Source organism: Chryseobacterium sp. C39-AII1, assembly GCF_039672645.1.
In the GTDB taxonomy this organism is placed as follows: Bacteria; Bacteroidota; Bacteroidia; order Flavobacteriales; family Weeksellaceae; genus Chryseobacterium.
In genome coordinates this window covers 299,280-322,368 of record NZ_JBDFPQ010000002.1, presented here as the reverse complement: position 1 = coordinate 322,368, position 23,089 = coordinate 299,280, and the positions used below count along the sequence as shown (strand labels likewise).

Genomic DNA, 23,089 nt, shown 5'->3' with positions numbered 1-23,089 from the left:
TTTATTTTTCAAGTTCATTCACCGGAAAAATTATTTTTAAATATTGTGCATTATTTATATAGCTGTTAGTTGAAATATATGTAATGTAAATCATTATATACCAGAGCAAAATCTTTTTAAGATTGCCCATGTGTTATCAACAACGTAACAATTGTACTATTGTATAATACACAATAGTATGTTTAGTTATAAACAAATATTTCAATTAAACCAATATCTCCAGATAGATCTCTTGGGGAGCTATTTTCATCACAATTGAAAAAGTTAATCATTGCTTGGTCTGTATTAATTCTATTGGCAACACAATTCACCACATGAGATCCGGGAAATACTTGATTCACTTTTATATTGATAATGGTTTTATTAGCTGTAAATTTTCCTGGCGCGCTGCAGAGAAATTCACCAGTATTGTTTTTTGCCCAGTTAATATCGGAGCCTAATGTATTTTCCAAAACTATTGGCGTAAGTGTATTGAAGCTTGATGATTGTAATATTGCTCTATAGATCTTATAAGGAATAGCCTCTCTAATTCTTTTTTTAACATAAGATGCTTGAGTAAAATCGAGATCTTGAGTATTGCCACTAAAATCAGTATGACCAGTAATACCTGGTGAACTTGAGTTAGATGAATTTATGGTAATTTTTTCAGGTTCAATAGATAAAGAAGTATTATTATTTAATGTTGAAGAATCATAACAATCAATGGATATTCCACCTGACTGAAAGGTAAGTGAGCTGTCAATTTGACTAAATCCATTACTATTTCTAATTCCTTGAAGATTGTCAAAATTTAACATTCCTCCAATCGGAAAAATATTATTACCACCTAAATTCAAAAAGTTATTGCTCACATACTCTTTTGTAGCGTAGCTGCTTAAATCAATTGTCCCACTTAGATCATCCCACCCTGGTGAGCCGGTATTGTTCAGATTATTTACATAGACGTAATTTTTACCATTATCTAAAAGATTCCAAACATCACCTTCTCTATTACCAGAAGAAGGGAGAGAAGCAAAATTTGCTTTAGATCCTAATGGTCTAAATACAGAGCTAAGCATTGAGTCAATTTGGTTCTTGCTATAATATTTATCAGACAGATGTCCTCGCTGAATGTAATCGAAATCGCTTTTTGCCGGATAAAGCTTGGATGCTCCAATTCCTGTATCGGGATTTATATTTATATCATTAGTGCTACTTGCTGGGGTACCAACAATGAAGCTACTTGCATTAAAACGTATCCATCGATCTAAGAAATCAGCGGTAATTAAAGCTCTGTTAAGCTGTCCTAATTGTGGGCTTCCCCATGCACCATTTGAATCATTTGTATACCCAGTTAATGTTTGATTTCCATGGATAATCAGTTTATTATTAAAAGAGTTGCTTTCATTTAATCCTGCGCCATTACCAATTACAACATTATTTCTTCCAGACAAACCATACCCAGCATAAGCTCCAATGATAACATTTAGATCTCCTAAATTCGTACTTGATCCTGCACCATATCCCAGAACAGTATTGAAATTGCCTGTTGTATTTGCGTATCCTGCTAAGGTTCCAACATTTGTATTTTTAAAAGCAGAAGTAGCTGAATTTCCTGCTTCGCTTCCTATATTTGTGTTTCCATTACCTGTTGTAGACAATCTTCCTGCATTCGTTCCAATATTTGTATTGTACTGACCTGTAGAAAGAACTCTCGCAGTTCCTTGTCCAATTAGTGTATTCCACTTTCCTGTGGTAATTTTTGCACCAGAATTAGAGCCTAAAACAGTATTATTTGTTCCCGTGGTTAATTCTGCTAAAGTATTGAACCCTATTCCTAAATTATAAACACCAGTATGTGTTGGATTAATATTTCCGAAAGAATAGGAATAAGTAACTGGATTAAAATACAGTTCTCCGGCTCTTTCGTCTGCTTGCGGTTGAAAAATAATTGGTTTTGTAGAGGTATTCCCACGATCAATTACATTCTGTAGAGTATCTCTTATCAAAATTTCTGGTTTGGTGAACCCTCCTGAACGTTTAATGAAATAATCACCATCTTCAGTAGGTTTATCAATTTTCTTCTCCAGCTCAACAGATAAACCATCAACTTGGGCAATTGTTAGATTAGTCAATGCAGTTGGAATATAGTTTTCAACAGAATCTTTTGAACCTCCTTTGTAAAGGTAAAGTCTATAAATTCCGCTTGTATTTGGAATAGCAATGAAATCGCGATCCTGAAACTCATCATAATTTTGATATTGTGCCGCAAAATGATAGATTGTATGAATGCCTTCTGCTACAATAAGATCTGTAATTCCCAAAGAATCTAATTTATCAGCTCTAATTTTACCTTCACTTGTTAAAAAAAGCTCCTTGTTAATAAATAAATCGTCACTTTGTTCTTTATCGTAAACATTACCAATCAATGGGTAGGCATCAACAGTGGCAATGTTGGAAGGAAGGGGACTTGTATGTATTTTCAAATCGCCATTAGCATCAATAGCATAGTCTGTATAAGTAGCTGCACCTAGTGCAGCTACTTGATAAATAACATTGTTTTCTCTTTCTCCTTCAGGAGGCAATGTATTTACTCTTATAATTTTTCCAATATTGGACATTTGTATTTTGTATTTAAGTTAATAAAAATATGTAGTTAAACCCAATCACCTGAAATAATAGTATCAGTAGAGGAGTTTGTTTGATTTCCCAAAAGATGATCATTCTTCTCAAAATTAAATTTATCCTCCGTAATCACTTCAGACGGAACTTCAAAATCATCTGGATTTTCTGTAGTAAAAGGCAATGCGTGAGCTACTTTTAATCCAATGCTTTCTGCCTGAAGAATATTCAAGGTAGTCGGAAGTCTTGTTAACCAGGCTTTTCCTTGTTTTAAACCTTTTGGTTCTTTCATTTCATCAACGATAGATAGGTAAAGCTCGTCTCCAATTACAGGAACTTCGCCGCCATTCCAGATTTTTCCGGTGGCCAGATAGAATTGTACTGCATCTTCAAAGCCTGGGCGAACAGTTGCTACCACTCTTGCCATACCACTTTGCAGGAAGTTTCTGAATAGTGGATCTGTGTTTTCCGATTGATAAAGACTAGTCCAGTTCGTTTTTTTGCCCCAATAATAAGGATACAGGAAGTAAGAAATATTTTCCCATTCAAATGCCTGTTCCATAAATTTAACAAAGGCAGAGTATTTATCTAATTTAGAAGTAAGAACGGTTTCATAGTCTTCAAAATTACTTCCGCTTGTTAATCCGTCTAAGCCATATCCGTGAGTAGAGCCAGCGGCTCTGTCTGCCATATATGAAATACAATTTTTACGTAAAACAGTATTTTCAATTTGTCTGTAGAAATTAGGATTTGAATCTTTAATGACTACAGCTTTGTTTTCCTCTTCTGAAATGGCATTATTGTATTCGATTAGAGCTTCTTCGTAAGCATCAATGATTGCTTTAAAGGTTTTTTGTTGCCAAGCAATTCTAGTTTCTGCTGTTAAGAAACATTTAGCACTTATACTTCCATTAATAATAGGACTTTCACCGGTTGTAAAAGAATAAGCAAGTTTTTCTTTAATTTTAAAATTGTCTAATGTTCCTCCTACTTGAGTATTGTTAGTTGCATCAATCCAAGAAGTACTTTTACCTGCAATGGTCATAAAACCTTGATGTCTTCCATTAAAACCGTGAGGGTAAGTGTTGAATTTATAGTCAACTTCTTGCACCTCATAACCTTGGGGGATTTCTAATTCTCCAGATCCAGATACAATTTGAACTTTACCATCATCGGTTCCTCCAAATGCAGGGTCTCTTTCGCTAAATGATTTACTTATATAAAATACTTCGCTTGGTTTTTCATCCAACTCTACATTATACTTACTTGACCAATATTTCAAAATGCTTTCATCAAATAAAGAAGAATAGTCCTTCATTTGTAAGGTATTTGAAGTTCTTGGATCAACGGGCTTGACTAGATTCGTTTGATTAGCAACTTTTTGGTTAGTCATTCCCAGTAAATGAAGTTTCGCAGGTTCCGGAATCATAAATTCAAACATCATACGTTTACCATAGTTATAGATTTGATTTTTCATCAATTTATCTACCCATCTGTAAACGCCTACTACATGCTTGTCACCTTTCCTGTTGTCTAGACCATGAGAATTTGTTTCTTCAAACTCTTCAATAATTTTTTCAATTCTTTCTTCGTGTACCTTGGCTACAATTCTATCCATAGCTCTAGAAGTAATATCTTGAGCTTGGGTGGTTGCTTGTCGTGAGCTTTCCTCTTTCGAATTGTGATGGGCATTACTTAATCCGAGGCTTGTATTAATATTAAACCCGCCGCCGCTGTATCCTGCACTAATTCCAAATTGAGTACTCTTGTCAGAAGCTTCCTGTTGCATTTTTGAGATTTCGCTTTGCATTTCAAAACGGTTCGCCGTTGTAGTATCAGAAAGTTGTTCTCTTTCCGTATCTGAAGATGAAGTAGTTGTATTTTCGCTTCTTCTTAATCTCCTTGTAGACTTTTCACGATATTCTCGTGCCATTACGTTTTCGATATGGGCAACTTCTCCTTCTACGTAAGCATGTGTTGTTTGCTCAACTTTTAAATAATCAGCAATACCAATTTGTTTAAAGCCAAAACCTGAAGGGATAAATGTATCTTCATCACTAATCGCTACTGGTGGTTCTCCTTCTTCAACCTCAAATTCAAAAGCTCCGGAAGTACAAGTTTTGTAATTTAAGGTACTGGCAGAAAATGTGACTACGTTACCATTGGTAAAAGAAATTTTAAAATTTATGGTAGCATATTCAGCAAGGCTGTAGTCGATTCCATCTTTGAAAAGATCTTTTAAGAAAATGGTATTTCCGCTTCGGGATTTTGTATAATAATTCATTCCCAAGCTTCCGCTACTTGAAGTAATTACATAGTCTGCATAAGAAACATCCCACGAAGAATCTGGAACATTTAATGCTAAATCAAAAACCGGTAATCTATAAGCCACTCGTGGGCATAACTGAAACGTAAATGCTTCGCTCACCGTTCTTGCCATTGGCATAATAACTCCACCGATACTCACGTATGTTTCTTCATTTCCAGAAGTATTTTCTACAATGATATTATTGTTTCTTTCAGTGGATTCATTAATTAAATCATGAATTTCTGCAAAAGTGTTTCTGCCTTCTAATAATGAATCAATAGTACGGATATCCTCTCCGCTGGATTTTGCTGCAACAGATTTTTCATTAAATTCATAACCTAAAAGAGAAAGAAGAGTATCTAAATTTTCAGATTTTAAAGAACTCACCATAGAGTCTCCACTTACCTGATCTTTATAGCTAAATTCAAATTTAGGTAAATCAGGGTAAGGAATTTCCCTAGGCTGCATACAAGGATCTTTGGGGTCATAAATTGTTCCCGGAGGTCTTACTCCACAATATTTATCTTTTTCTGCAGCTACTTCTTCTTTATATCTTGTAATAGTTGGAGCAATTTCTCTTTCATAAATTTCTTTGGCGGTATCATAAGAAGATTGATAAGCTTTATTATATTGCTTCTCGGTGGTTAATAAGTTCTTTTTTAATGCTTCAAATTTACTAAGCTGTGTTTTAGCCGAAGCAACCTTCTGCTGCTTCTGCATTTCTTCCGTTGGGAAAGATTCTTTAATCTCTGGCGGAGCCAATCTTGAAACAGTTTGTGAGGTGGAAGACGAATCTTCATCCATCATCATTTCTTTTGGAAGTACAATTCTAGCGGCTAGTAAAGTTTTTACCTGATCTTCATTTTGATTCGGGTTTTGAATGGTATGCAAAGCCAAAATCATCTGCATCATCACTTCTTTAATATAGAAGTCTTTTTGAGTAACTACCTGAAAAATAAAATTATCCCATAATGTATTTTTCTCAGGTAAAAAATAAGTAGCAGCAAATATAGAGTCTCTCTTAAGGGAAAACTCTTCAAAAGTACATGTGCTCTTATTTCTCGCCAGCCAAACTGCAAAGTCATAAATAACCTTATAAGTTCTTTTAAATGTATCTAAATTGTTAGACGGTTTTTCTTTTGCAATACAGTCTGATGATGTCGCATAATTAGTGGCTTCAGTAAGTAAAAGTTTCTTTTTTGAGCCTGTTCCGTTGGTGACAGGAGAGTAAAAATATCCCGTTTCTTTTACCTCTTGAGGCATTAATACAAATTTCTTATCCTGGTTTTTATCGTCAGACAATTGCGGACTTCTAAGACTTACAAATCTAAAAAGAGTTTGACTTGGTGTGTTTTCTGCTGGTTTTGCAGCTCCATTTTCATTTTCTGCCATTTTGTAATTTTTTGTTTGGTTTTGTGTTAATTTAAAGTCTCATTAAAGACTGTGATCATTTGTTTTTTGTGATTTGGTGAATTTTTTTTTCCACTTTTTGTGTTACATTTTCTTTTTCATTTGTATGTTTTTAAAGGTTAGTTTTTAAGCACAGTTCTGGCTGTCCAACATGTTGTGAATGGTGAATTCAAAGGTTGAGGTTAAAGTTTAAAATGATTGTTTTTGTGCTTTTATTTTATACTCCAAAAGTAAGAACGGACAGCGACAGAACTTGACGCTTTTTGAGAAATTAATTAATAAATATCATCTTCAATCGTATCTTTTTCAAAATCTTCTTTAAAAAAGTTTTCGATGTCGCTGAGGTAGTTTTCATAATCTATCTCTGCGTTTTCAATGTCGCTCCACTCAATGGTGTAGAGGTCTTCATCAAAATTTTTATCAGGATTGTGATTTGGTGTTTCCATGTTTTGGTTTTGATGATCTTGGTGAAAATTTGAACATAGGTTTGGCTGTTCAACATTTTTAGATAGTGAATTCAAATGGCTTTTTAAAGTTTTTTTGATGATTAATTTTGTGCTTTATTTATACTTCAAAGATACTCGGCGATAGCGACAAAACTTGACGTGTATAAAATCTTTATTAAAAATTTTTCAAAAAAATATCAGTCTCTTTTTTATAAGCTTTTAAACTTATATTGGTTAATTATAAGCCAAAAAGCTTATTAATTGTTTAAATGGCTAAAAACAAAAAAATAACTCATGTCGCTGAGTTATTTTTTTAATTTTATTGAAATTTGAACTAAGAAAATTCCTCAATTTCAATTTCGTCACCAATAAGCATCACAATATCTGTTTCAGAAAGAATTGATTTGAGTTTAATTGCTCCCATTTTTAGTTCATGATCTGAAAGCATTGTGTACCAGATTGTTTTTACAAAGGCTTCAAATGAAATTTCCGGGTGATAAGTTTCTGTTCCTTTTTGAATAAGAAGGGCGAGTAACTGCTTTACAAGCTCTCTGCATTCATCCATTTTCTTTTCAAAAGGCATTAAAACAGTCAAAACAGTACTTTGAATATCATACAAGATATTGGCGGCGACTTTGGTTTGGTTTTTTCGGATATTGGTTCTTCGTGTATCGTTCGTTCTGGTAGCGATGATTTTGCTTCTAAATCCCGCCAATTCAGATACAGCGCTAATATTATATGTGGAAAATATATCTTCCGAAGACTTCAGCCATTCTACAATAGTTTCTACAAAAAACGGGTCTTTTTTTTCCAGTTTAGAAACTATGGTGGGAAATAGCATCAATTTTTCTTTAAGCTGTGTAATGAGAACAAATTGTGATTTTTTCATATTTATTCAGGAATTAAAGTTTCGATGATATTGCCGTCGATGTCTTCATATTTAGACCATTCCATTCCAGATTCGGTTACGCTCATTTTAGCTACAATTAAACATTTAGGATCAAGCTCCATCAGTTTACTGGCTTCTACAATTACTTCGTAGTCGTTATCGGGTTTATTTTCGATGGTTTTCTTAGCTTCTTTAAAAATACGCTGATACATTTTTTCTTTCAATGTTTCAGGCTTTATCAGCTTCCATGAAAAATTAGGAAGGGTTTCGCAAAATTCTGCCGTATAGCCCGGAATAACATCAAAATAAGCCATGTGGGCTTCTGTAAATACGGTTACTTTGTCGATTCTAGCCTTTTCCAAACCATTTTTATAATAAACCTGAAGATCTACTAAAAAATCTTTAAGACTTTTATCGCTTTTCGCGTCGGAAGGATTATAATCTGTTTGGGCAACTTTGATAATTTCAGCATAAGCAAATTCTGTAAAAGATAGGATGGGAGAGGGCGCCGCTTTGGCAAAAGGAACCGTAAGATCCACCGTTCCCACCTTCATTCTCGGTATAGAAAAATGTTTTAAAAGATCATCTTTTGCATATTCTTTTGCAATTTCTACAGTTTGCATATCGGCCATTTTTCTGGCTGCGGTAATTTCTGATACAATTCCGCCGAGATATTCATTTAATGTTGGCATGGTAAATTTGTTTTTAAGTTAAAAATCAGAGGAAAAGGATGGCTGCGGGAGCAACCATCCGAAAATGTTATTAATTCGCAGCTACAGGCAATCCGTTGATTGCAGCGATAGAATCTTCCAACATATCAAGAACTCTGGTAAGACCCGCCGGCAATTCATCATTTACCGCTCTTACATGTACGCCCAAGGTGTATGTTTTTTCGGTTGTTGATGTGCTTGAAGTAGTTTTCTTATAAGAAGCACTTGCGTTCAGTTTTACTTTCCAGAACTTTGCACTTAATGATGCTGAACCAGAGAATGTAGCGTCTTTACTTTGTGTTTCGATAGAATTCAATCTTGCATTGAAATCAATGGTCATTTCATCGATTCTTATTGCAGGGAGCGTAAGCATCGTTAAAAACGGAACCTGTAGAGTAACCTGAGACTCTGCCGGAACTCCTGTTACTGCATCCGGAATAGTTTTTTTGAACGAGAAATCTACATATCTCAGATTGTTTCCGTTGAAACCCACTTCTTTGATAAATTCTACCTGCGCCATCGAGGCATCATTTTGAGCTTTTACTGCAGCCTGTAACGGGCCACCAATATAAACGCTAAAATCTAAACTGTTTAATTCTTGTACTAAATTTGCCATAATTTGTGAATGGTTTTTAAAATGTTAATTATTAAGTTGAAAAAAATATAGTTAGTGCTAGCAAACTAATCTTAATTGGGCATAATCTCTCTTGTTCAGCATCTTTGTAAGACCTTATTGAGATACTGAATCAAGATCGATTAAGGAAAATAAATTGTATTAACGAATGCTTTTTACGATTTATAAAAGCATTGAAATAAAGAAATTTATTGTTGTATTAACATTTTCATCATTGTGAGTTTTCACGGTTATTGTTTTTAATTTTCTGATTCAAAGATATTTACTGAAAGCGACAAAACTCGACGTGTTTTTAAATTTTTTAAATTGATTTTAAAAGTTTAGTTGAATAGTAAAAATCCTGAATCTTAGATTTTATTTTTAATTAATTTCTGAACAATTTGGTTCAGAATATCTCTGTTGTCGTCGATATAGCTTAATCCGGCTTGGATTAAATTTTCTATATTCGATCTTTTTACGTTATCCATCGCTGGAGATGCGTTCTTCAACGAAGGATTTAGTCGATAATAATTTTTCTGATTTCTTAGACCTAATGTTTGAAACATTTGACAAAGTTGATAGTCAACGGTTTCTGCATTTGCCGACATCAAAATATCAATAATCGGATTAATCCAGCCAATTTTTCCGGCTTTTTCCAATTTTTTGAAAAAATATGATTTTGATTCAATTCCTGTTCCAATAGAAACAAAAATCATATCATTTACCACAGGATGATTAGTTTTCTGATGATTTTTCAAGACTTCAGCAAAAGGAATTTTTCTTGCTTCTGCATACGCACAAAGCGCAGGATTATTGGCAAACATTCCGCCATCAATCAAACTAAAAATCTGCCCGTACATCGATTTTATCTGAACCGGACTGAAATACGTGGGAGCCGCCGAAGTTGCTCTACAAACGTCTTTTACATAAAAATTATCTGTACTGAGGTTGGCTTTCCAAGAATTGAATAATTTTGCTCTTCTGTTTTCGATGTCATAACTTGTTATTAAACATGGTTTTATTAGTTCTTTTAATTCTAAATTTCCGAAAAAATCATTCAAATTTTTTTCAAGAGCTTCCTGAGAGATCTTTTCATTTAATAATCCAAAAGGATTTACGAGTCTTTCCCAAAAAGAAACCTGAAAGATATCACCACCTTTTTCAGCATACAATTCAAGCCCTTTCTGGATCGAATATTTTGCTTTCCGGTGTTCATCGGGACATAGAATAATGGAAGCAATCAGCCCGCCGGTGCTGCTTCCCGCAACCAGATCAAAATAATCTCCCAGCTTGGCGCTCGGCTTATCGTGAATCTGTAATTGCTCTTCTATGTAGCGCAGAATGATGCAAGTAATAATACCTCTGATTCCGCCGCCGTCCAAAGAAAGAATGGTTGTTTTTTTCATGTTTTATATTTAATTTTTTAAGAAATTTGTTACAATTTTAGACAAGTAAAACCAATAGTTTTCCTCGGAAGTGACTATTGGTTTTAGCTTTTTATGTCGATATTTCTGGTACTTTTCTTATAAAACAAAGATAGTGTGAGGTGGCGACAGAACGTGTCGTATTAAAAAATATTTTCAAATAAATGAGAATTAAAAAATCACGTAACCATCGTTGTTTTTAGCCATTTTGGCTAAGTTTCTCCACGTTGCTTTTACCGCTCCTTTTTTTGTTTTAATTTCCTTTTTCTCGAAGTGTGGAAGGTCTTTAAACGTTTTCCAATTTCCGCCCCAATCCCAGCCATGTTTTGCGAAAATTTTCACGCATTCGTACCAATCGGCAATTCCGTCGTTATCCCAATCTTTTGCTGTGTCCCAGCTTGCTGTTTTGCCATCAATAATCAAGCACATATCTACTGCAAATCCGTAGTTATGAATGCTTTGCCCAGCTTTGGCATTGGTTACTTTTTTACCAGAAGTAATTCTTCCGATCGCGTAAAGTTTTTCCTGTTCTTCAAAGCTTCTCCACCCTTGTGTAATTCTGATTTTTGCCCTTCCAGTGAGCGCTTTGTCACATTCTTTGATAATCTGTTTTACCTCTTCTCTTACGTAAGGGTGAAGTTTTTCAATTCTTTGTAAAGTCACTTTGTCCATACTATTATTTTATGATTTCTTATATACAAAGCTATTGATGGAGTACGCCAAAAGTTGACGTATTTTAATAAAAAAATCTGCCTCAATGTAGAGGCAGATTCTTTAGAAGAATGCGAATAAAATTAAATATCTTTAACGATAAGGGTTGTTTCGTTGGTTACAGGATCGTAGTACCATTTTGCCTGTGTCACTACACCATATACATCTGTGCTATTGGTGCTCCAGCCGCATAAATTCTCGCCCATAGGAAAATCGGGATCTGGCGTTTGAGTAGAAGTTCCTGCATATCTTGTTTGAAACCAGTAGAAATGCCAGCGTGTAAGATTTCCCATAGTTATCAATAATCCTGAAGGAACGGCAACATTAACTGCACTGCCGCTAGTAGGGGCTGTTCTTACCGCCCATCCGTTAATTGGAGGAGTTGCAAGATTACTTGTATTAAAAGATTTTATATCTACCATAGCTCCAGCGGGAACGTTGTAGGAAGTAAAGACTTCCGGAAGACAAGAGGATGGGTTTGTTCCGTTGGCATATAACCTTCCCGTAAGGTCGTAGCTTGAGTAATTGTAGATATGTAAATAGCCTTGTGCAAAGCTTGTAAAACCTAAACATATGGCGATAAGGTATAATAGTTTTTTCATATAAATAAATTTAATGAGGTTGAATTTTTTCTGGTATAAATTGAAAATTTTGGAGTATAATTAATTTTCAGATTTTATTCTTTTTTGAATGTCATTATACTTTTCGAAGTAGATTTTTGTAGCTAGGGAAATTGTTTTTTCTTTGCTTTCGGAAGTCTTGGATTTAAGTTCCTGCTCTGTAATTCCATTAGAAAGGATCAGTTTTTTAGAAGCAATGTAAAGAATTTCTTTACTTCTGTCATTAAGAGCTGCAGGGCTTTTGCTTTTTGCTTTTTCTTCTGGTGTCGATTGATTTTCGGGTTCCAGAAGACTCTTTAAGGCTTTGTCGAAATTTACCATTTCGTCAGATTTCATATTTTCTATACTGTTCACTGCCATATTTTCCGTTGAACAAGAGATAATGCAAAATCCACATAGTAATAAAGATAAAATTTGTTTTTTCATAATTATTTTTGATTTTGTTTGAATTTTATAAAATTATAAAATATTTTTCAATATTTAGTGAATTTTAATTGTTGCTTTACAAAACTTCTATATTAATGTTTTGGCTGCTGTATGTATAATTAATAGACAAGATAATTATCAATTGAAGTATTTTAAGTGGAATGGGCTAAGTCTTTCATCGGGAAAACCATATATTTCAACGGTTTTATGCAATTTTCTATCGATGAAAGTTTATTTATTTTTTGTTTTATAGCATATTTGTTACAGAAAATTTAACCAATCATGAAAAAACAAGTAAACACACAAGAATCCAAGTTAGTCGTTAAAAAAAAAGTAATTAAGAGTTTCTCAAAATCAAAAGGAGGAGACGATACTTTTCTTTCAACTAATCCAACGTCTATATCTTCTATAAGTTCATCATTTTTTTAAAAGACATTATAATGTGGATAAATTGTAAAATCATATCTGACAATCTTCTTATTTATAATAAATTCAAAGAATTTATCACAAAAACGCCGTTTTTCATTGTATGCGAAGAAGCTAATGACGCGTATGAAGATATACAAATCATCATTTGGGATATTGATTCTATAGATTTAGACAAATTTTATATAGCAGAATGTATTAATAATGGCAAAATTGTCATTATTATACATTCTCTTTTCTCCAAAGAAATTATTATCAATTGGTTTGATGAGAATTTCTTACAATCTATTGGTGCAATACATTCAAATATCTTATATCAGCAGTTTGTAGAAGAAATTAGTAAAATAGTTGATCGAAAATGTGACTTAGATTCCCAAAAGGTTGAATAGTTCATCCTTTTTTGCCGCGGCAATTGTAATAGATTTTCCGTTTGTAAGTTCTACAACGTTTCCTGAAACAGATTTTATCGCTGTTATTTTTACAATAAAAGACCGCTGAACTCTTAAAAAATCTGGAGCAGATAAGATATCTTCCATTGATTTTAATGTGGCCAGAGTAGTGTGAGATTCTGTATTGGTAACAATTTTTAGATAATCTCCCAATGCCTCCACATAAAGAATATCCTCTAATGTAACTTTTACAAGTTTACCATTTACTTTGATAAAAATCCTGTCGATTATATTGTTTGGAGGGTTTGTGATGGCAGATGCTTTAGTATTAGATTCACTAAATCTTTCTTTTGCTCTATTAACCGCCTTTAAAAATCTGTTGTAGGCTACAGGCTTCAGTAGATAATCTACAACGCCGTCTTCATAACCTTCGAGAGCAAAGTCTCTGTGTGCAGTAATAAATATAATGGAAGGTTGTTTGGTGAGTGATCGAATAAGATCTATCCCATTAATTTTCGGCATCTGAATATCGCTGAAAATAATATCAACATCATTTGATTGTAAATAGGTAAGTGCCATTACCGGATCTTCAAAAGAAGCTTTTAAATCTAAAAAAGGAATAGTATTTACAAAATCTACAATTAATTCTTTACCAATAGGTTCATCATCAATAACGATACATCTTAATTTCTCATTCATCTCAGTCTAGTTTTATAGATAGGGAAACAAAAAAACTGGTCTCTCGGTCTTCAATAATTAATTCGTGATGATTGGGATAAATAAGGTTGAGTCTTTTTTCTACATTTTTTACACCAATTCCTCCTAAGACAGTTTTTTTCAAAGATTGTTTCTCTTTGTTATTAGCAATCGAAAGGTAGAAAATATTATTTGAAATTTTGATTTTTATTTTTAAAAAATTGTCTTTTGTAGATTTTAATCCATACTTAAATGCGTTTTCTATGAATGTAAAACTTAATAATGGCGCAATTGTAGTATTTTCTATATTTTGATCAATCGAAGTTTCTAACAAAATATCATAATCTGGAGAATATCTCATCTTTTCTAATGCAAAGAAATTAGCAATAAAATCTAACTCTTTTTGCAACGGAACTTTTTCAGTATTAGATTCGTACAATGTATAAGCCATCATGTCTGAAATATTGATGATGACTTCCGGAGCTGAGGGGTCTTTTTTTATAACCAAACCGTAAAGGTTATTCAGTGTATTAAATAAAAAGTGAGGATTAAGCTGAGCCTTTAAAAAATCTTTTTCGATATTAAGATTTTGTAATTCTAAGTTTGAAGTTTGTTTTTGAAAGAAAATAGTTCGATTAAAAAGGCGGGTAATATCAAAAAGTATTTTAACGAAAAAAGGCGGCGAAAAAGCGTAAATAACGATCATCGCATTTCCGAAAATATTTTGGAAAGATACAGCTTGTAAATAATGTTGTTGTGCATTTTTGCTTACAATATCTTTTAAAGGACCGTCATTAATCTCAACTCCTAAATAATGTAAAATATTAAACTGAACATAATTAGCAGATAACCAAATAAAAATAGAAATCGGAATACTGAGAATAATGAAAAATATTCCCCATTTCTTGCTTCTAAAAACAATAGGAACAATAATGTAGAAAAATATGTAAAAAACAATAATGTTGTTTATTGTACTTCTTCCGCAAAGCAAAAAGCTAGACTGAAAAGATAAATTCAGTTCTAACCAATAATTTAAAAACAATAACGAAAAGAAAAATAACCACATAAATACATGGCAAAGTAATCTAGTGATCGGAGTATAAAAAACATCAAAATCTAATTTTGATACTCTTTCTAAAAAGGGAGAAATTTTACCGTGTGTATCCATTGTATTATTTTGCTTGGCTTAAGATTCTTTTATAATATTTTACAGCAAAAGAATAAGACATAAATTCTAAAGCTCTTTGTTCTGAAGAAAACCACCTGTTGATACTCATATGAATATAGCTAGACAAGTTTTCCTTGCAAAGTATTAATTGACTTATATTTTTATCTCTTGTATTAAATTTTTCTTCAAATATATATTCTTTAAGAAAATTATTAAGCTCTTCGTTTAAAATTCTGTATTTTAAAGCAATATGTCGTTTTAATTCTGACCCGAATTCCTTTGAAAAAGAGTCTTCTATTTCTTGACAAAACTCTAATTTCTCTTTTGACGAAAATCTGAAAACCGAAAGCCATTTATCAATATTTTTAACAGCGGCAAAAAGTCTCATTTCTTCAGTTTCTCTGAAACTTTCGTGGTTTAGCAATTGAAATATGAGGATGCTGTCATAGTAAAAGGCCCTTTCTGTAGCTTCAATATGTTCCGGTAAATATCTTTCAAGCTCTCGTTGATAAGAATCTAGTTGCAGATTCCAGATCATTTGTTCCTGAAAATAAGGATTTAATACGGTATATAATTTTTGAAGAACTTCAGAATAATATTTTGTATCGGAGAGCTCGATTCTTAATCTAATATGATAATGAGGATCTGTATAACGAATGAAAAAAGATGATTTCATGAGATTACTTCCAACCAATTCATTCAAAACGGGGAAAATAAGATCAGATAATATATGATCTGAAATATTAGAATTGCAATATATTTTTAAATATAGCCATTCACTTCCCGGTGCAAAACTTCTTTGTATAAGAGTTTTATTTTGAATTTGTACCGATGTTTCTGATGAAAAGTTTACATTTTTTAAAGGCAATAAAATCTGTTCAATAAAGTTTGTTTCACCATTTACTGCGCCAAGCCATTCGGATAACTGAATGAGTTTATTATTTTTTAATTCTTCGAGTAGCAAAAGAAGATATGAATCATTCGAAGTATCTAAAAAAAGTTCGTTATCACTTTGTATCAAAGCAATATATTTTTCAACGTTCCATTTTTGAAGAAAAAATTTCAACGCTTGTAAAGGGTTTTCAGATGTTTTTATTTTTTTTATATCATTTTCATGCAATATCCAGCTGGCGCGATGCAGAATAATATCTTTAAAAACAATTCTTGGGATAAATCTTTTCTTGAGCGTAGAATAATTAAAATTTAAATGAATATTATAATGCTCAGAAGATTGTAAAGTTGAAAGAAAGCGGTAAATAGCATTTTCGCTAGTATAAAAATTATGAGCGTTTGAAAGCCTGGGAATTATTCTTTTATTAAGTTTTTTAGAACGTAAGATAATTTTGTCTCTATAAACAGAAACCATAATGTCTTGAAGCAGAATGGTTTTTGTCTCATCATTGTTTTCTGCAAAAATAGGGATTTCATATTCCGAAAGCTTGGGTCTTCTTGCGATATTAGCGATTCTTTTTTCGGGAGCAAATACTACTTCGGCAAAAATAATGTCTTTATTTTCTTGCTCCTGTTGTAGAATCTCATCACAAAATTCTTTTATTTTTTCATCAAATAAACCGAATCTTCCTAAAATATTATTCGCTCCTGAAGTTCCAATATTTTGTAAAAAGAAGCCTTCTTTATAAGGAAATCCGGCAATGTGAAAATTACGTGATTTTATAGGGGCGGTTTCTAAAGTTCCCCAATCATGATCTTCTAGAGAAATTCTAGAGAAATTATTTTCCTCAATTAAATCTAACAAAAGATCAAGCTTTGATGATTCTCGATTTTTTGCTGAGGTGTCTTTCGTTTTTCCTAATCCTTCGATAAGACTATTTCCTTGAATGTTTCCGATTTGAGAATTGGCAGGAAAACCTATTCCGAATTCTGTATCTAAAACTTCTAGAAGAGGAACCTCTTTTGATTCATATTTACTGTTGAAGATTTGTTTAAACGTTTCGAGCTCTCCATATGCCGAGTTATAAGATCCAAATTGATGTAGAATAGATACGGCATGAGCGATATTTTTTAGCTTTTGATTGGTCAGTTCAAAATTGCTTTCCAGATTATGCTGCAAATCTACATGAAAGATATGTGTTTTCTCAATTTCTAAAGCCTTTGCTAAATTTTTAATGTCATTAATTTCGGCTTCCGGCAAATAATTAATAGGCGTATTTTCTAAAATACAAGTACAGTTTTCTATCTTATTTAAAATATCCAAGTAAATTTTAGTTTCAGAAATACCTTTATTGAATAGCTTTTGGAGAGTGTTTTTAATATTTTGCGCCGTGTCTGAGGTAAGGGTTGATTGAAGTTCGCTAACTAAAAATTTAATATCAATTAATTCCTCTAAAAAACTTGAAATTTCTTCATTTTCAAAATTAGATGGAAATATATTTTTAATTTCATTATATTCTTCGTATTCTGATAACTCATAAAGCTGATCGAGAAATTCGTTAGATTCTAGAGATGTCAGCTGATATTTTTCTTCTCCTTCCTTTTGCGTGGGTTCTTGATATCTATACTGGCCATGAAGTTTAATTAATGTATTATTAGCTTTATACTTTAAATGAGGTCTAATGAATTCGTTATTTTCTATGTGAGATTTTAATTCAGATAAAAAATCCATATCTATTCTAGCTTTACGAGCTTTCAGAACAGGTTTTTCTTCTGATTGTAGATCTTTTAACACAACACCTGCCATGGTTCCGTAAGGCGTAGGTCTGGTGCTGATCCTGATGACATATTTTTTTAAAGTATGGAATAATCTGTTGATTTTATCTTGGCTGAGTAATTTTTGTTTATAAGCTGAGATTGTTTCATAAAGATCAGGTGAACTCCAATAGATAGAGGTGACGAAATCATCATTGTTAACCATTTCGTTTACAACTTCTTCTATGTTTTTTGTCTCGTTGTTATTAAACAATATGTCATAAGAAAATAAAGGCTTTCTTATGACATATTTGTTGTAGGTCTCATATTTTTGCATGGTTTTTAGAAATTCTGTTTTGGTATAAAATTAGAATTTCAGCAAAAATATCATATAATCGTTTGAATACGAAACTTCTGATGAGTTTTAATGATTAATTTTAAGTTATTTTCTGTTTCTGGATTTCAAATCATCGGTTAGAGATCCTTCTTTTCTTATTTCTTTTAGTTTTTGGTTTCCAAAAGTCCAGTACAATCCTAATCTGATACTGCGGGAATCGTTGTAAGACATATTTTTATAGGTAACATCATACATGGCTTCGTCATAATTTTTTTGCCCTTTTAATATATCACTGAAAATAACATAGGTTGTTAAATTAAGATGAGGTATTTTTTTCTGAATGGTTAAGCTAAGATTATTTGTTGCCCCGTGTTTAAAAAAGCCATCATAAAATTTTGTAGAAAAAGAATAAGAAGCTTCTGCTGCATATCCGTTTTTAAACATGATCCCGGCAACTGTTCTGTTGTTGAAGGCAAGATTGGTTTTTCCTTTATCAAACCCTTCAAACTCCATAATTGGCAAATAGTTCACATTCATATAGTTTTTGATCACATACTTCTCTTTGAAAACTTTATTCAATGCTAAGCTCGCATATAAAGTCATCATTTTGAAATTATTGTATTCCTGAACAAGATAGTCTCCTCTTTTTATAATCAGCGTACTGATGTAATTGGGAGAATAATTCATGCCTACGGATAGCATTTGATTTTTGTAATAAAAAGAAAGATCAACTTCATGCTCTATTTGAGGCCTTATATTGATGTTTCCTGATGTATACAACATGCTGTCGTCACTGTTTTTTCGTCTTAATTGATTCAGAAGAAAATAATCTGGTCTTATCAACGTTTTTTTATAACTCGTCTCCATCTGAAAATTGTCTGAAAAATTGTGCTGAACTAAAACATTAGGATAAAAACCATCAATTTTGAATGAATTCGATTTCAGATTGTTATCAAAAAAATTGGTGACATTGTTTTCATATCGCATTCCCAATCTTACATACGTTTTTCCAAATTCTTTCTGGCCTTCTAAAAACAAAGCATATTGCTCTTCGCTGTAGTTTTGAGAACTTTCCTGAGAAGGCATATTGTTTACAGAAATATTGATAGGATTATTAATATCGCTATAAGAAAACCTTCCTCCTGCTGACCAGATTCCCAACTTTTTCGTTTGATAAGTGTAGTTGGCATTTCCGATATACATATTGATATTTCTTGATGATGTATCGTCTATTTGATTGCCATCCAAATATTCAGGATTCTGAAAATAATAATTCTTAAAACTGTTATTTGTTTTTCTGTTAGCATTCAAATATTCAAACTGAATATTAAGCTTTTGGGTTGCCGAATCATTCTCAAACTTATAATTTGCCTGAAAGTTGGTACTTCTCCCATTATCTTTAAAGTTGGAATTGTATTTAAATATAGAATCTTTTCTAGATACTCTATCAGCTGTTGGCAAGCCGTTATCTGCATTTAGCTTACTTGCTGTATTAGATGGATTATATTCAGCATATAAACTGAATTTATTTTTTTTATTGGCGAAATAGTTTACCAAGAAAGAATAAATATTGGTAGATCTTTTAATATCTTGCTCCTGAGTAATATCCCAAATATTGTTTTTGTATTCTCTCTGTGAATTTACATCTGTAAGAAGATTGCTGTGCACGCTGCTTACAAGCGTATTAAACTCAAACTTTTTAGATTTATAGTTTACATTTAAATTTTGAGACATATTCATCTTCTTGGTAAAACCAAGGCTGGAGCCTATTCCTAGTTTTAATCCTTCAATGCTGCTGTTGATTAAATTTATTCTGATAATCGATTGTTCTTCTGCAGAGTAGGAAGAATCCGGAGTACCGATAACTTCAATGTTTTTAATCAATTTACTTGGGATAGATTCTAAATAATTTTTAAGCTCTAAACCCGAAAGACGAAGTTTTCTGTCGTTGATGTATACGGTGGTATATTTTTGCTTGATTTTTATGATGCCATCTTCTGAAGCATCTGCGTATCCCGAGTTTTTTATAAACTCCCAGGTATTTTTAGAATCATTTACCGGGGTATTTTCTGCTGATATGATTATTTTTCCATTTTTAAACTTTACAGCCGAACGTGTGATTTTCACCTCTTCAATTTTCTTTTCATTTTTTACCGTATCTTTTTGTTGAGCTGAGGTTAATATTACTATCGATGAAGACAGTAATATGAATGCTCTGCTGGTTTTATTCTGGAAATAATTCATGGTATTTTATGCTGTTAGTGCTACTGGTTTTTTAGATTCTTCAAGATTTAAGTAGGCACTTAGGTTTAATAAGATCATTAAGGCTCCGAAGAAATAAAGATTCATTGCGATGATGATACCTGCGTGTAATGCTACTACCATCCAGATAAAGTACTTTCTTGTACTTTTTTTCCACATGAAGTAAGGATAAAATAATTCTACTGCAATGGTAGAAACTCCTATGAAAATTGGAATGATCGGAAAGCTTACAAATACATCATAGCTGGTGTTATCAAGAATATAAGACTGGAATCCCGGTAAGTGTAATGCTTTCCAGATAGATTCTCCGTTCCACCAGTTGATTCCGAATGCTTTATCTAAACCTGAAGTGAAATAAACGATACACAGGTGAATTCTCAAAAGGTTTCTGAATGGGGTAGGATTGATCTCTTTTAGTTTAAATATTTTTGAATCTACAGAATAAAAACTTCCTAAGGGAAACATCACGCAATAAAACATGGCGATAGATTTGAAGAAATCAATTCCGTACATAAAAGTACTTGAAGACTGAAAGATAATAAGATGAAGAATTAAGATAATCAACGCGGAAAGCCTGCTCATGAATCCCACTGTTAAGGAAATACATGCTAAGATATAAGCGACAATATAGCCCATGATTACAGATGCTTCTGAAATATTCATGGTTCCAAGGTATTTCATAATGAAATTGAAGGATACCATTCTATCTGCGCCCAGAAACTCTATCACATCTAAAGGAATCAACCCTTTATTGGTGAAAAGAAGATCAAAATCTGTAAGGGTAGATACAAAGTGCACCAAAAAGAATAATCCCATGGAGATTCTGAAAAATGCAAAGAACAATCGGTCTTCCAGTTTAAATTCATTAAAGAATCTATAAAATTCGTAAGGAAGGGTACTAGTTTTTCTTAAGAGGTTTTGCATCGATGTCAAGGAGTTTAATTAATACTGGTTTAGTTTTGTCGGCTGTTTTTATTTCATTTAGCATCGGGTGATGATGTAGATAAAGGGTACATGAAATATTATATTTATCAGAATTGTAATCTTTGTAATAATATCTTCCTATACTTTTTATGAAGATGTCTAAGAATTCTCCGTATTTATCAGATTCATTGAATTCTGTAGATTTTTTCTTTTGCATTTTATTTTCTAGAATCGTCAGTCTATCTTGGAAATATCCTAATAGTGTATGATATCTGTTTAGACCTTCTTTAGATTTGAATGGTGGGAAGTAAGATTCCTTCACCAGGTTTTTATTTTTATCGTATACTGATACTTTCAATATATAAGAGCTTGCAACGTTTGGAGCGAAGAATCCGTATCCTGCGTTAATACCTGCGAATGCCTGATATTGTTGAATTCCTGCTACACTGTTGAATTCTTTAATTTGATCTTTTGTGTTTTTTAATGCATCTGTGAAATCGTTTTTCACATACGATGTAGATTTCTCGTAAGAATCGATGGTACTTGCGGTACACACGATCAGTATCAGGGCAATGTGCACCATACTGAAGATGAAAAAAAGTTTTGGGTATTTCATTGTAATTAGTATAAAAAAATTAATAATTAAATATTACAAACATCATTGTCACAGTGAAGAGGGATTATTTTCCTGTTAACAGCCAGCTGTATGTAAATTGCCTGACCGATTTTTGTGATGTGCATTAGCCAAAGAACCGGTACGAAAAGCCAGAGCAGGGGCAATCTGATCAGGATTTTGAAAATGGATTCGTATCCGTAAACCCAGGCATTGTCATAAGTGGCCATTTGTTTTTCTGCCAGTGCATAGTCAATTCCTTTCATAGATGGATCTCTTTCTCTGAGTGAGCGAAAATCTGTAAGCTGCAACCAATCTATCTTTTTTACTGTTTTCATGAACTTGGTACAACGTGGGCACCAACCGTCATAATACACTATTAGTTTTTTCATGATCTAATTTTTTGGAAGCTTTTTTTGTATGAAAGCCTTTATTCTGCCACTATTATTCAATATCTTTAGTTTGAAAAGGCTCTCGTTGTTAGAATTGTTTACAACGTAAAATTCATTTTTGAAATTTATTTTTGTAGTTACAGAGTCATTTTTAGGTAAAGTTTTCAACTCGTTACTGCTGTTGATGTATTGTAAATCTTCTGTTGTAGAAGGGTTATATAAAACAACATCTAAATTTTCTTTGGAAGAATTTTTAATTTTCAGATTCTGTTGTGCAGGGATTGCCCATCCGTTTCGGTAGATATGCCTACCTCTTTCGATATTGAATGAACAAAGAAAAATAACTGCACAGATGATTGATAATGAGTAAGAATAAAGGCTTTTCATAATATAATTATTTATAAGTTGCAACAATTCTACCTAAATCCATACTTGGATCCATAGCAGATACAATTTTTGTTTCAAAAACGCTTACCGCATCTCTTTTTACGCAAACGTCTACAGAGCATTCTTTCTTAAAGCTTTTGTTTGTAATAACTGTACTTTTAATAAAAGCTCCAAGCTCATCATCCATAGATGCTACTTTTCCAATAGTGTCGTATTTTACCGTTTCAATTCCGTTATCAGATTTGTTGAATGATAATAGAGAAACTGTTAGTAATAAAGCTGCTGGTAAGATTAGAATAGATTTTTTCATAAGGTTTAAAAGTTTTTTAGAAGCACATTCAGTTGAATACATTCAACTGAATGTGCTATGGATTAATAAATTATTTGTAAGATTCTAAAACGCGGTCAAACGTTAATATTGGATCTAAACTTGTAGCCACTTTTGTTTCTACGACATTCGTTTCCTGAATGCTTGATTTTTCAAAAACTGTTTTTTTAGTTTTAGAAGTTACTACACTGCTTGCCGCAGTATCACCAATAAGTTCTACGGTTGCCACCTTGCTTCCGTCTCCGTTTTGGAAGTTTACATTTTGATCATTAGAAGTCCAAGAAGAAAGTGCCATTGGAACGATTGCTAATCCTGCAAATAATAATTTTCTGTAGTTGTTCATGATATAATATTGTTTTATAA

General features: G+C 32.6%; 21 protein-coding genes. 1 reads left to right on the top strand and 20 read right to left on the bottom strand.

Translation table 11 applies throughout. The features are described 5' to 3' along the window. Positions 1-182: 182 nt before the first annotated feature. The 10 genes from ABEG63_RS04285 to ABEG63_RS04240 all read right to left on the bottom strand — a co-directional run bounded on the left by ABEG63_RS04285 (position 183) and on the right by ABEG63_RS04240 (position 12,158). A complete protein-coding gene (locus tag ABEG63_RS04285; protein WP_346583222.1) occupies positions 183-2,600 on the bottom strand; it encodes a hypothetical protein in 2,418 nt (805 codons plus the stop codon). 35 nt (positions 2,601-2,635) lie between these two features. Beyond that, the gene (locus tag ABEG63_RS04280) at positions 2,636-6,301 is read right to left on the bottom strand and encodes a hypothetical protein (RefSeq protein WP_346583220.1); all 3,666 of its coding nucleotides are present in this window, start codon (positions 6,299-6,301) and stop codon (positions 2,636-2,638) included. Between the two features lie 293 nt (positions 6,302-6,594). Further along, positions 6,595-6,765, bottom strand: a complete 171-nt coding sequence (locus ABEG63_RS04275; RefSeq protein ID WP_267406654.1) for a hypothetical protein — start codon at positions 6,763-6,765, stop codon at positions 6,595-6,597. Between the two features lie 334 nt (positions 6,766-7,099). Next, the gene (locus ABEG63_RS04270; RefSeq protein ID WP_346583219.1) at positions 7,100-7,654 is read right to left on the bottom strand and encodes a hypothetical protein; all 555 of its coding nucleotides are present in this window, start codon (positions 7,652-7,654) and stop codon (positions 7,100-7,102) included. A gap of 2 nt (positions 7,655-7,656) precedes the next feature. Further along, positions 7,657-8,346, bottom strand: coding sequence for a hypothetical protein (locus ABEG63_RS04265; RefSeq protein ID WP_346583217.1), 690 nt, complete (start codon positions 8,344-8,346; stop codon positions 7,657-7,659). A gap of 70 nt (positions 8,347-8,416) precedes the next feature. After that, on the bottom strand, positions 8,417-8,980 hold the full coding sequence (locus ABEG63_RS04260; protein ID WP_267406658.1) for a DUF2589 domain-containing protein: 564 nt from the start codon (positions 8,978-8,980) through the stop codon (positions 8,417-8,419). A 365-nt stretch (positions 8,981-9,345) separates the two neighbouring features. Beyond that, positions 9,346-10,383 carry a patatin-like phospholipase family protein gene (locus ABEG63_RS04255; RefSeq protein ID WP_346583215.1) on the bottom strand — a complete coding sequence of 346 codons (1,038 nt, stop codon included), beginning with the start codon at positions 10,381-10,383 and terminating at the stop codon, positions 9,346-9,348. A gap of 189 nt (positions 10,384-10,572) precedes the next feature. After that, positions 10,573-11,073, bottom strand: a complete 501-nt coding sequence (locus ABEG63_RS04250) for a M15 family metallopeptidase (protein WP_346583213.1) — start codon at positions 11,071-11,073, stop codon at positions 10,573-10,575. Between the two features lie 122 nt (positions 11,074-11,195). After that, on the bottom strand, positions 11,196-11,714 hold the full coding sequence (locus tag ABEG63_RS04245; protein WP_267406663.1) for a hypothetical protein: 519 nt from the start codon (positions 11,712-11,714) through the stop codon (positions 11,196-11,198). Positions 11,715-11,774: 60 nt separating this feature from the next. Beyond that, on the bottom strand, positions 11,775-12,158 hold the full coding sequence (locus ABEG63_RS04240) for a hypothetical protein (protein WP_346583211.1): 384 nt from the start codon (positions 12,156-12,158) through the stop codon (positions 11,775-11,777). Between the two features lie 440 nt (positions 12,159-12,598). On the opposite strand from ABEG63_RS04240, the gene ABEG63_RS04235 reads away from it, so the two are divergent. After that, positions 12,599-12,973 carry a hypothetical protein gene (locus tag ABEG63_RS04235; RefSeq protein WP_346583209.1) on the top strand — a complete coding sequence of 125 codons (375 nt, stop codon included), beginning with the start codon at positions 12,599-12,601 and terminating at the stop codon, positions 12,971-12,973. Here the strand turns inward: ABEG63_RS04235 and ABEG63_RS04230 are convergent. From ABEG63_RS04230 to ABEG63_RS04185, 10 genes are all read right to left on the bottom strand, one after another. After that, positions 12,950-13,672, bottom strand: a complete 723-nt coding sequence (locus ABEG63_RS04230; RefSeq protein WP_267406670.1) for a LytTR family DNA-binding domain-containing protein — start codon at positions 13,670-13,672, stop codon at positions 12,950-12,952. The two genes, ABEG63_RS04235 and ABEG63_RS04230, sit on opposite strands and share 24 nt — an antisense overlap. A gap of 1 nt (position 13,673) precedes the next feature. Continuing rightward, positions 13,674-14,837, bottom strand: coding sequence for a sensor histidine kinase (locus tag ABEG63_RS04225; RefSeq protein WP_346583207.1), 1,164 nt, complete (start codon positions 14,835-14,837; stop codon positions 13,674-13,676). A 4-nt stretch (positions 14,838-14,841) separates the two neighbouring features. After that, positions 14,842-17,820, bottom strand: a complete 2,979-nt coding sequence (locus ABEG63_RS04220) for a lantibiotic dehydratase (RefSeq protein WP_346583205.1) — start codon at positions 17,818-17,820, stop codon at positions 14,842-14,844. 105 nt (positions 17,821-17,925) lie between these two features. Beyond that, complete coding sequence (locus tag ABEG63_RS04215) at positions 17,926-20,064, bottom strand: outer membrane beta-barrel protein (protein ID WP_346583203.1); 2,139 nt, start codon at positions 20,062-20,064, stop codon at positions 17,926-17,928. Between the two features lie 6 nt (positions 20,065-20,070). Beyond that, the gene (locus tag ABEG63_RS04210; protein ID WP_346583201.1) at positions 20,071-21,006 is read right to left on the bottom strand and encodes a hypothetical protein; all 936 of its coding nucleotides are present in this window, start codon (positions 21,004-21,006) and stop codon (positions 20,071-20,073) included. Next, complete coding sequence (locus ABEG63_RS04205; protein ID WP_346583199.1) at positions 20,981-21,622, bottom strand: hypothetical protein; 642 nt, start codon at positions 21,620-21,622, stop codon at positions 20,981-20,983. The genes ABEG63_RS04210 and ABEG63_RS04205 overlap by 26 nt, the downstream gene beginning before the upstream one ends. A gap of 26 nt (positions 21,623-21,648) precedes the next feature. Beyond that, positions 21,649-22,011, bottom strand: coding sequence for a DCC1-like thiol-disulfide oxidoreductase family protein (locus tag ABEG63_RS04200; protein ID WP_312392140.1), 363 nt, complete (start codon positions 22,009-22,011; stop codon positions 21,649-21,651). Positions 22,012-22,014: 3 nt separating this feature from the next. Continuing rightward, on the bottom strand, positions 22,015-22,398 hold the full coding sequence (locus ABEG63_RS04195; RefSeq protein ID WP_267406680.1) for a hypothetical protein: 384 nt from the start codon (positions 22,396-22,398) through the stop codon (positions 22,015-22,017). Between the two features lie 7 nt (positions 22,399-22,405). Then, positions 22,406-22,708 carry a hypothetical protein gene (locus ABEG63_RS04190; protein ID WP_267406683.1) on the bottom strand — a complete coding sequence of 101 codons (303 nt, stop codon included), beginning with the start codon at positions 22,706-22,708 and terminating at the stop codon, positions 22,406-22,408. 70 nt (positions 22,709-22,778) lie between these two features. Further along, a complete protein-coding gene (locus tag ABEG63_RS04185) occupies positions 22,779-23,069 on the bottom strand; it encodes a hypothetical protein (protein ID WP_346583196.1) in 291 nt (96 codons plus the stop codon). Positions 23,070-23,089: the final 20 nt, after the last annotated feature.

Coding starts and splice junctions, on each gene's coding strand:
- ABEG63_RS04255 (WP_346583215.1), bottom strand. CDS start 10,383: ATGAAAAAAACAACCATTCTTTCTTTGGACGGCGGCGGAATCAGAGGT.
- ABEG63_RS04265 (WP_346583217.1), bottom strand. CDS start 8,346: ATGCCAACATTAAATGAATATCTCGGCGGAATTGTATCAGAAATTACC.
- ABEG63_RS04230 (WP_267406670.1), bottom strand. CDS start 13,672: ATGAATGAGAAATTAAGATGTATCGTTATTGATGATGAACCTATTGGT.
- ABEG63_RS04240 (WP_346583211.1), bottom strand. CDS start 12,158: ATGAAAAAACAAATTTTATCTTTATTACTATGTGGATTTTGCATTATC.
- ABEG63_RS04275 (WP_267406654.1), bottom strand. CDS start 6,765: ATGGAAACACCAAATCACAATCCTGATAAAAATTTTGATGAAGACCTC.
- ABEG63_RS04205 (WP_346583199.1), bottom strand. CDS start 21,622: ATGAAATACCCAAAACTTTTTTTCATCTTCAGTATGGTGCACATTGCC.
- ABEG63_RS04270 (WP_346583219.1), bottom strand. CDS start 7,654: ATGAAAAAATCACAATTTGTTCTCATTACACAGCTTAAAGAAAAATTG.
- ABEG63_RS04195 (WP_267406680.1), bottom strand. CDS start 22,398: ATGAAAAGCCTTTATTCTTACTCATTATCAATCATCTGTGCAGTTATT.
- ABEG63_RS04280 (WP_346583220.1), bottom strand. CDS start 6,301: ATGGCAGAAAATGAAAATGGAGCTGCAAAACCAGCAGAAAACACACCA.
- ABEG63_RS04245 (WP_267406663.1), bottom strand. CDS start 11,714: ATGAAAAAACTATTATACCTTATCGCCATATGTTTAGGTTTTACAAGC.
- ABEG63_RS04220 (WP_346583205.1), bottom strand. CDS start 17,820: ATGCAAAAATATGAGACCTACAACAAATATGTCATAAGAAAGCCTTTA.
- ABEG63_RS04285 (WP_346583222.1), bottom strand. CDS start 2,600: ATGTCCAATATTGGAAAAATTATAAGAGTAAATACATTGCCTCCTGAA.
- ABEG63_RS04235 (WP_346583209.1), top strand. CDS start 12,599: ATGTGGATAAATTGTAAAATCATATCTGACAATCTTCTTATTTATAAT.
- ABEG63_RS04190 (WP_267406683.1), bottom strand. CDS start 22,708: ATGAAAAAATCTATTCTAATCTTACCAGCAGCTTTATTACTAACAGTT.
- ABEG63_RS04225 (WP_346583207.1), bottom strand. CDS start 14,837: ATGGATACACACGGTAAAATTTCTCCCTTTTTAGAAAGAGTATCAAAA.
- ABEG63_RS04215 (WP_346583203.1), bottom strand. CDS start 20,064: ATGAATTATTTCCAGAATAAAACCAGCAGAGCATTCATATTACTGTCT.
- ABEG63_RS04250 (WP_346583213.1), bottom strand. CDS start 11,073: ATGGACAAAGTGACTTTACAAAGAATTGAAAAACTTCACCCTTACGTA.
- ABEG63_RS04200 (WP_312392140.1), bottom strand. CDS start 22,011: ATGAAAAAACTAATAGTGTATTATGACGGTTGGTGCCCACGTTGTACC.
- ABEG63_RS04260 (WP_267406658.1), bottom strand. CDS start 8,980: ATGGCAAATTTAGTACAAGAATTAAACAGTTTAGATTTTAGCGTTTAT.
- ABEG63_RS04210 (WP_346583201.1), bottom strand. CDS start 21,006: ATGCAAAACCTCTTAAGAAAAACTAGTACCCTTCCTTACGAATTTTAT.
- ABEG63_RS04185 (WP_346583196.1), bottom strand. CDS start 23,069: ATGAACAACTACAGAAAATTATTATTTGCAGGATTAGCAATCGTTCCA.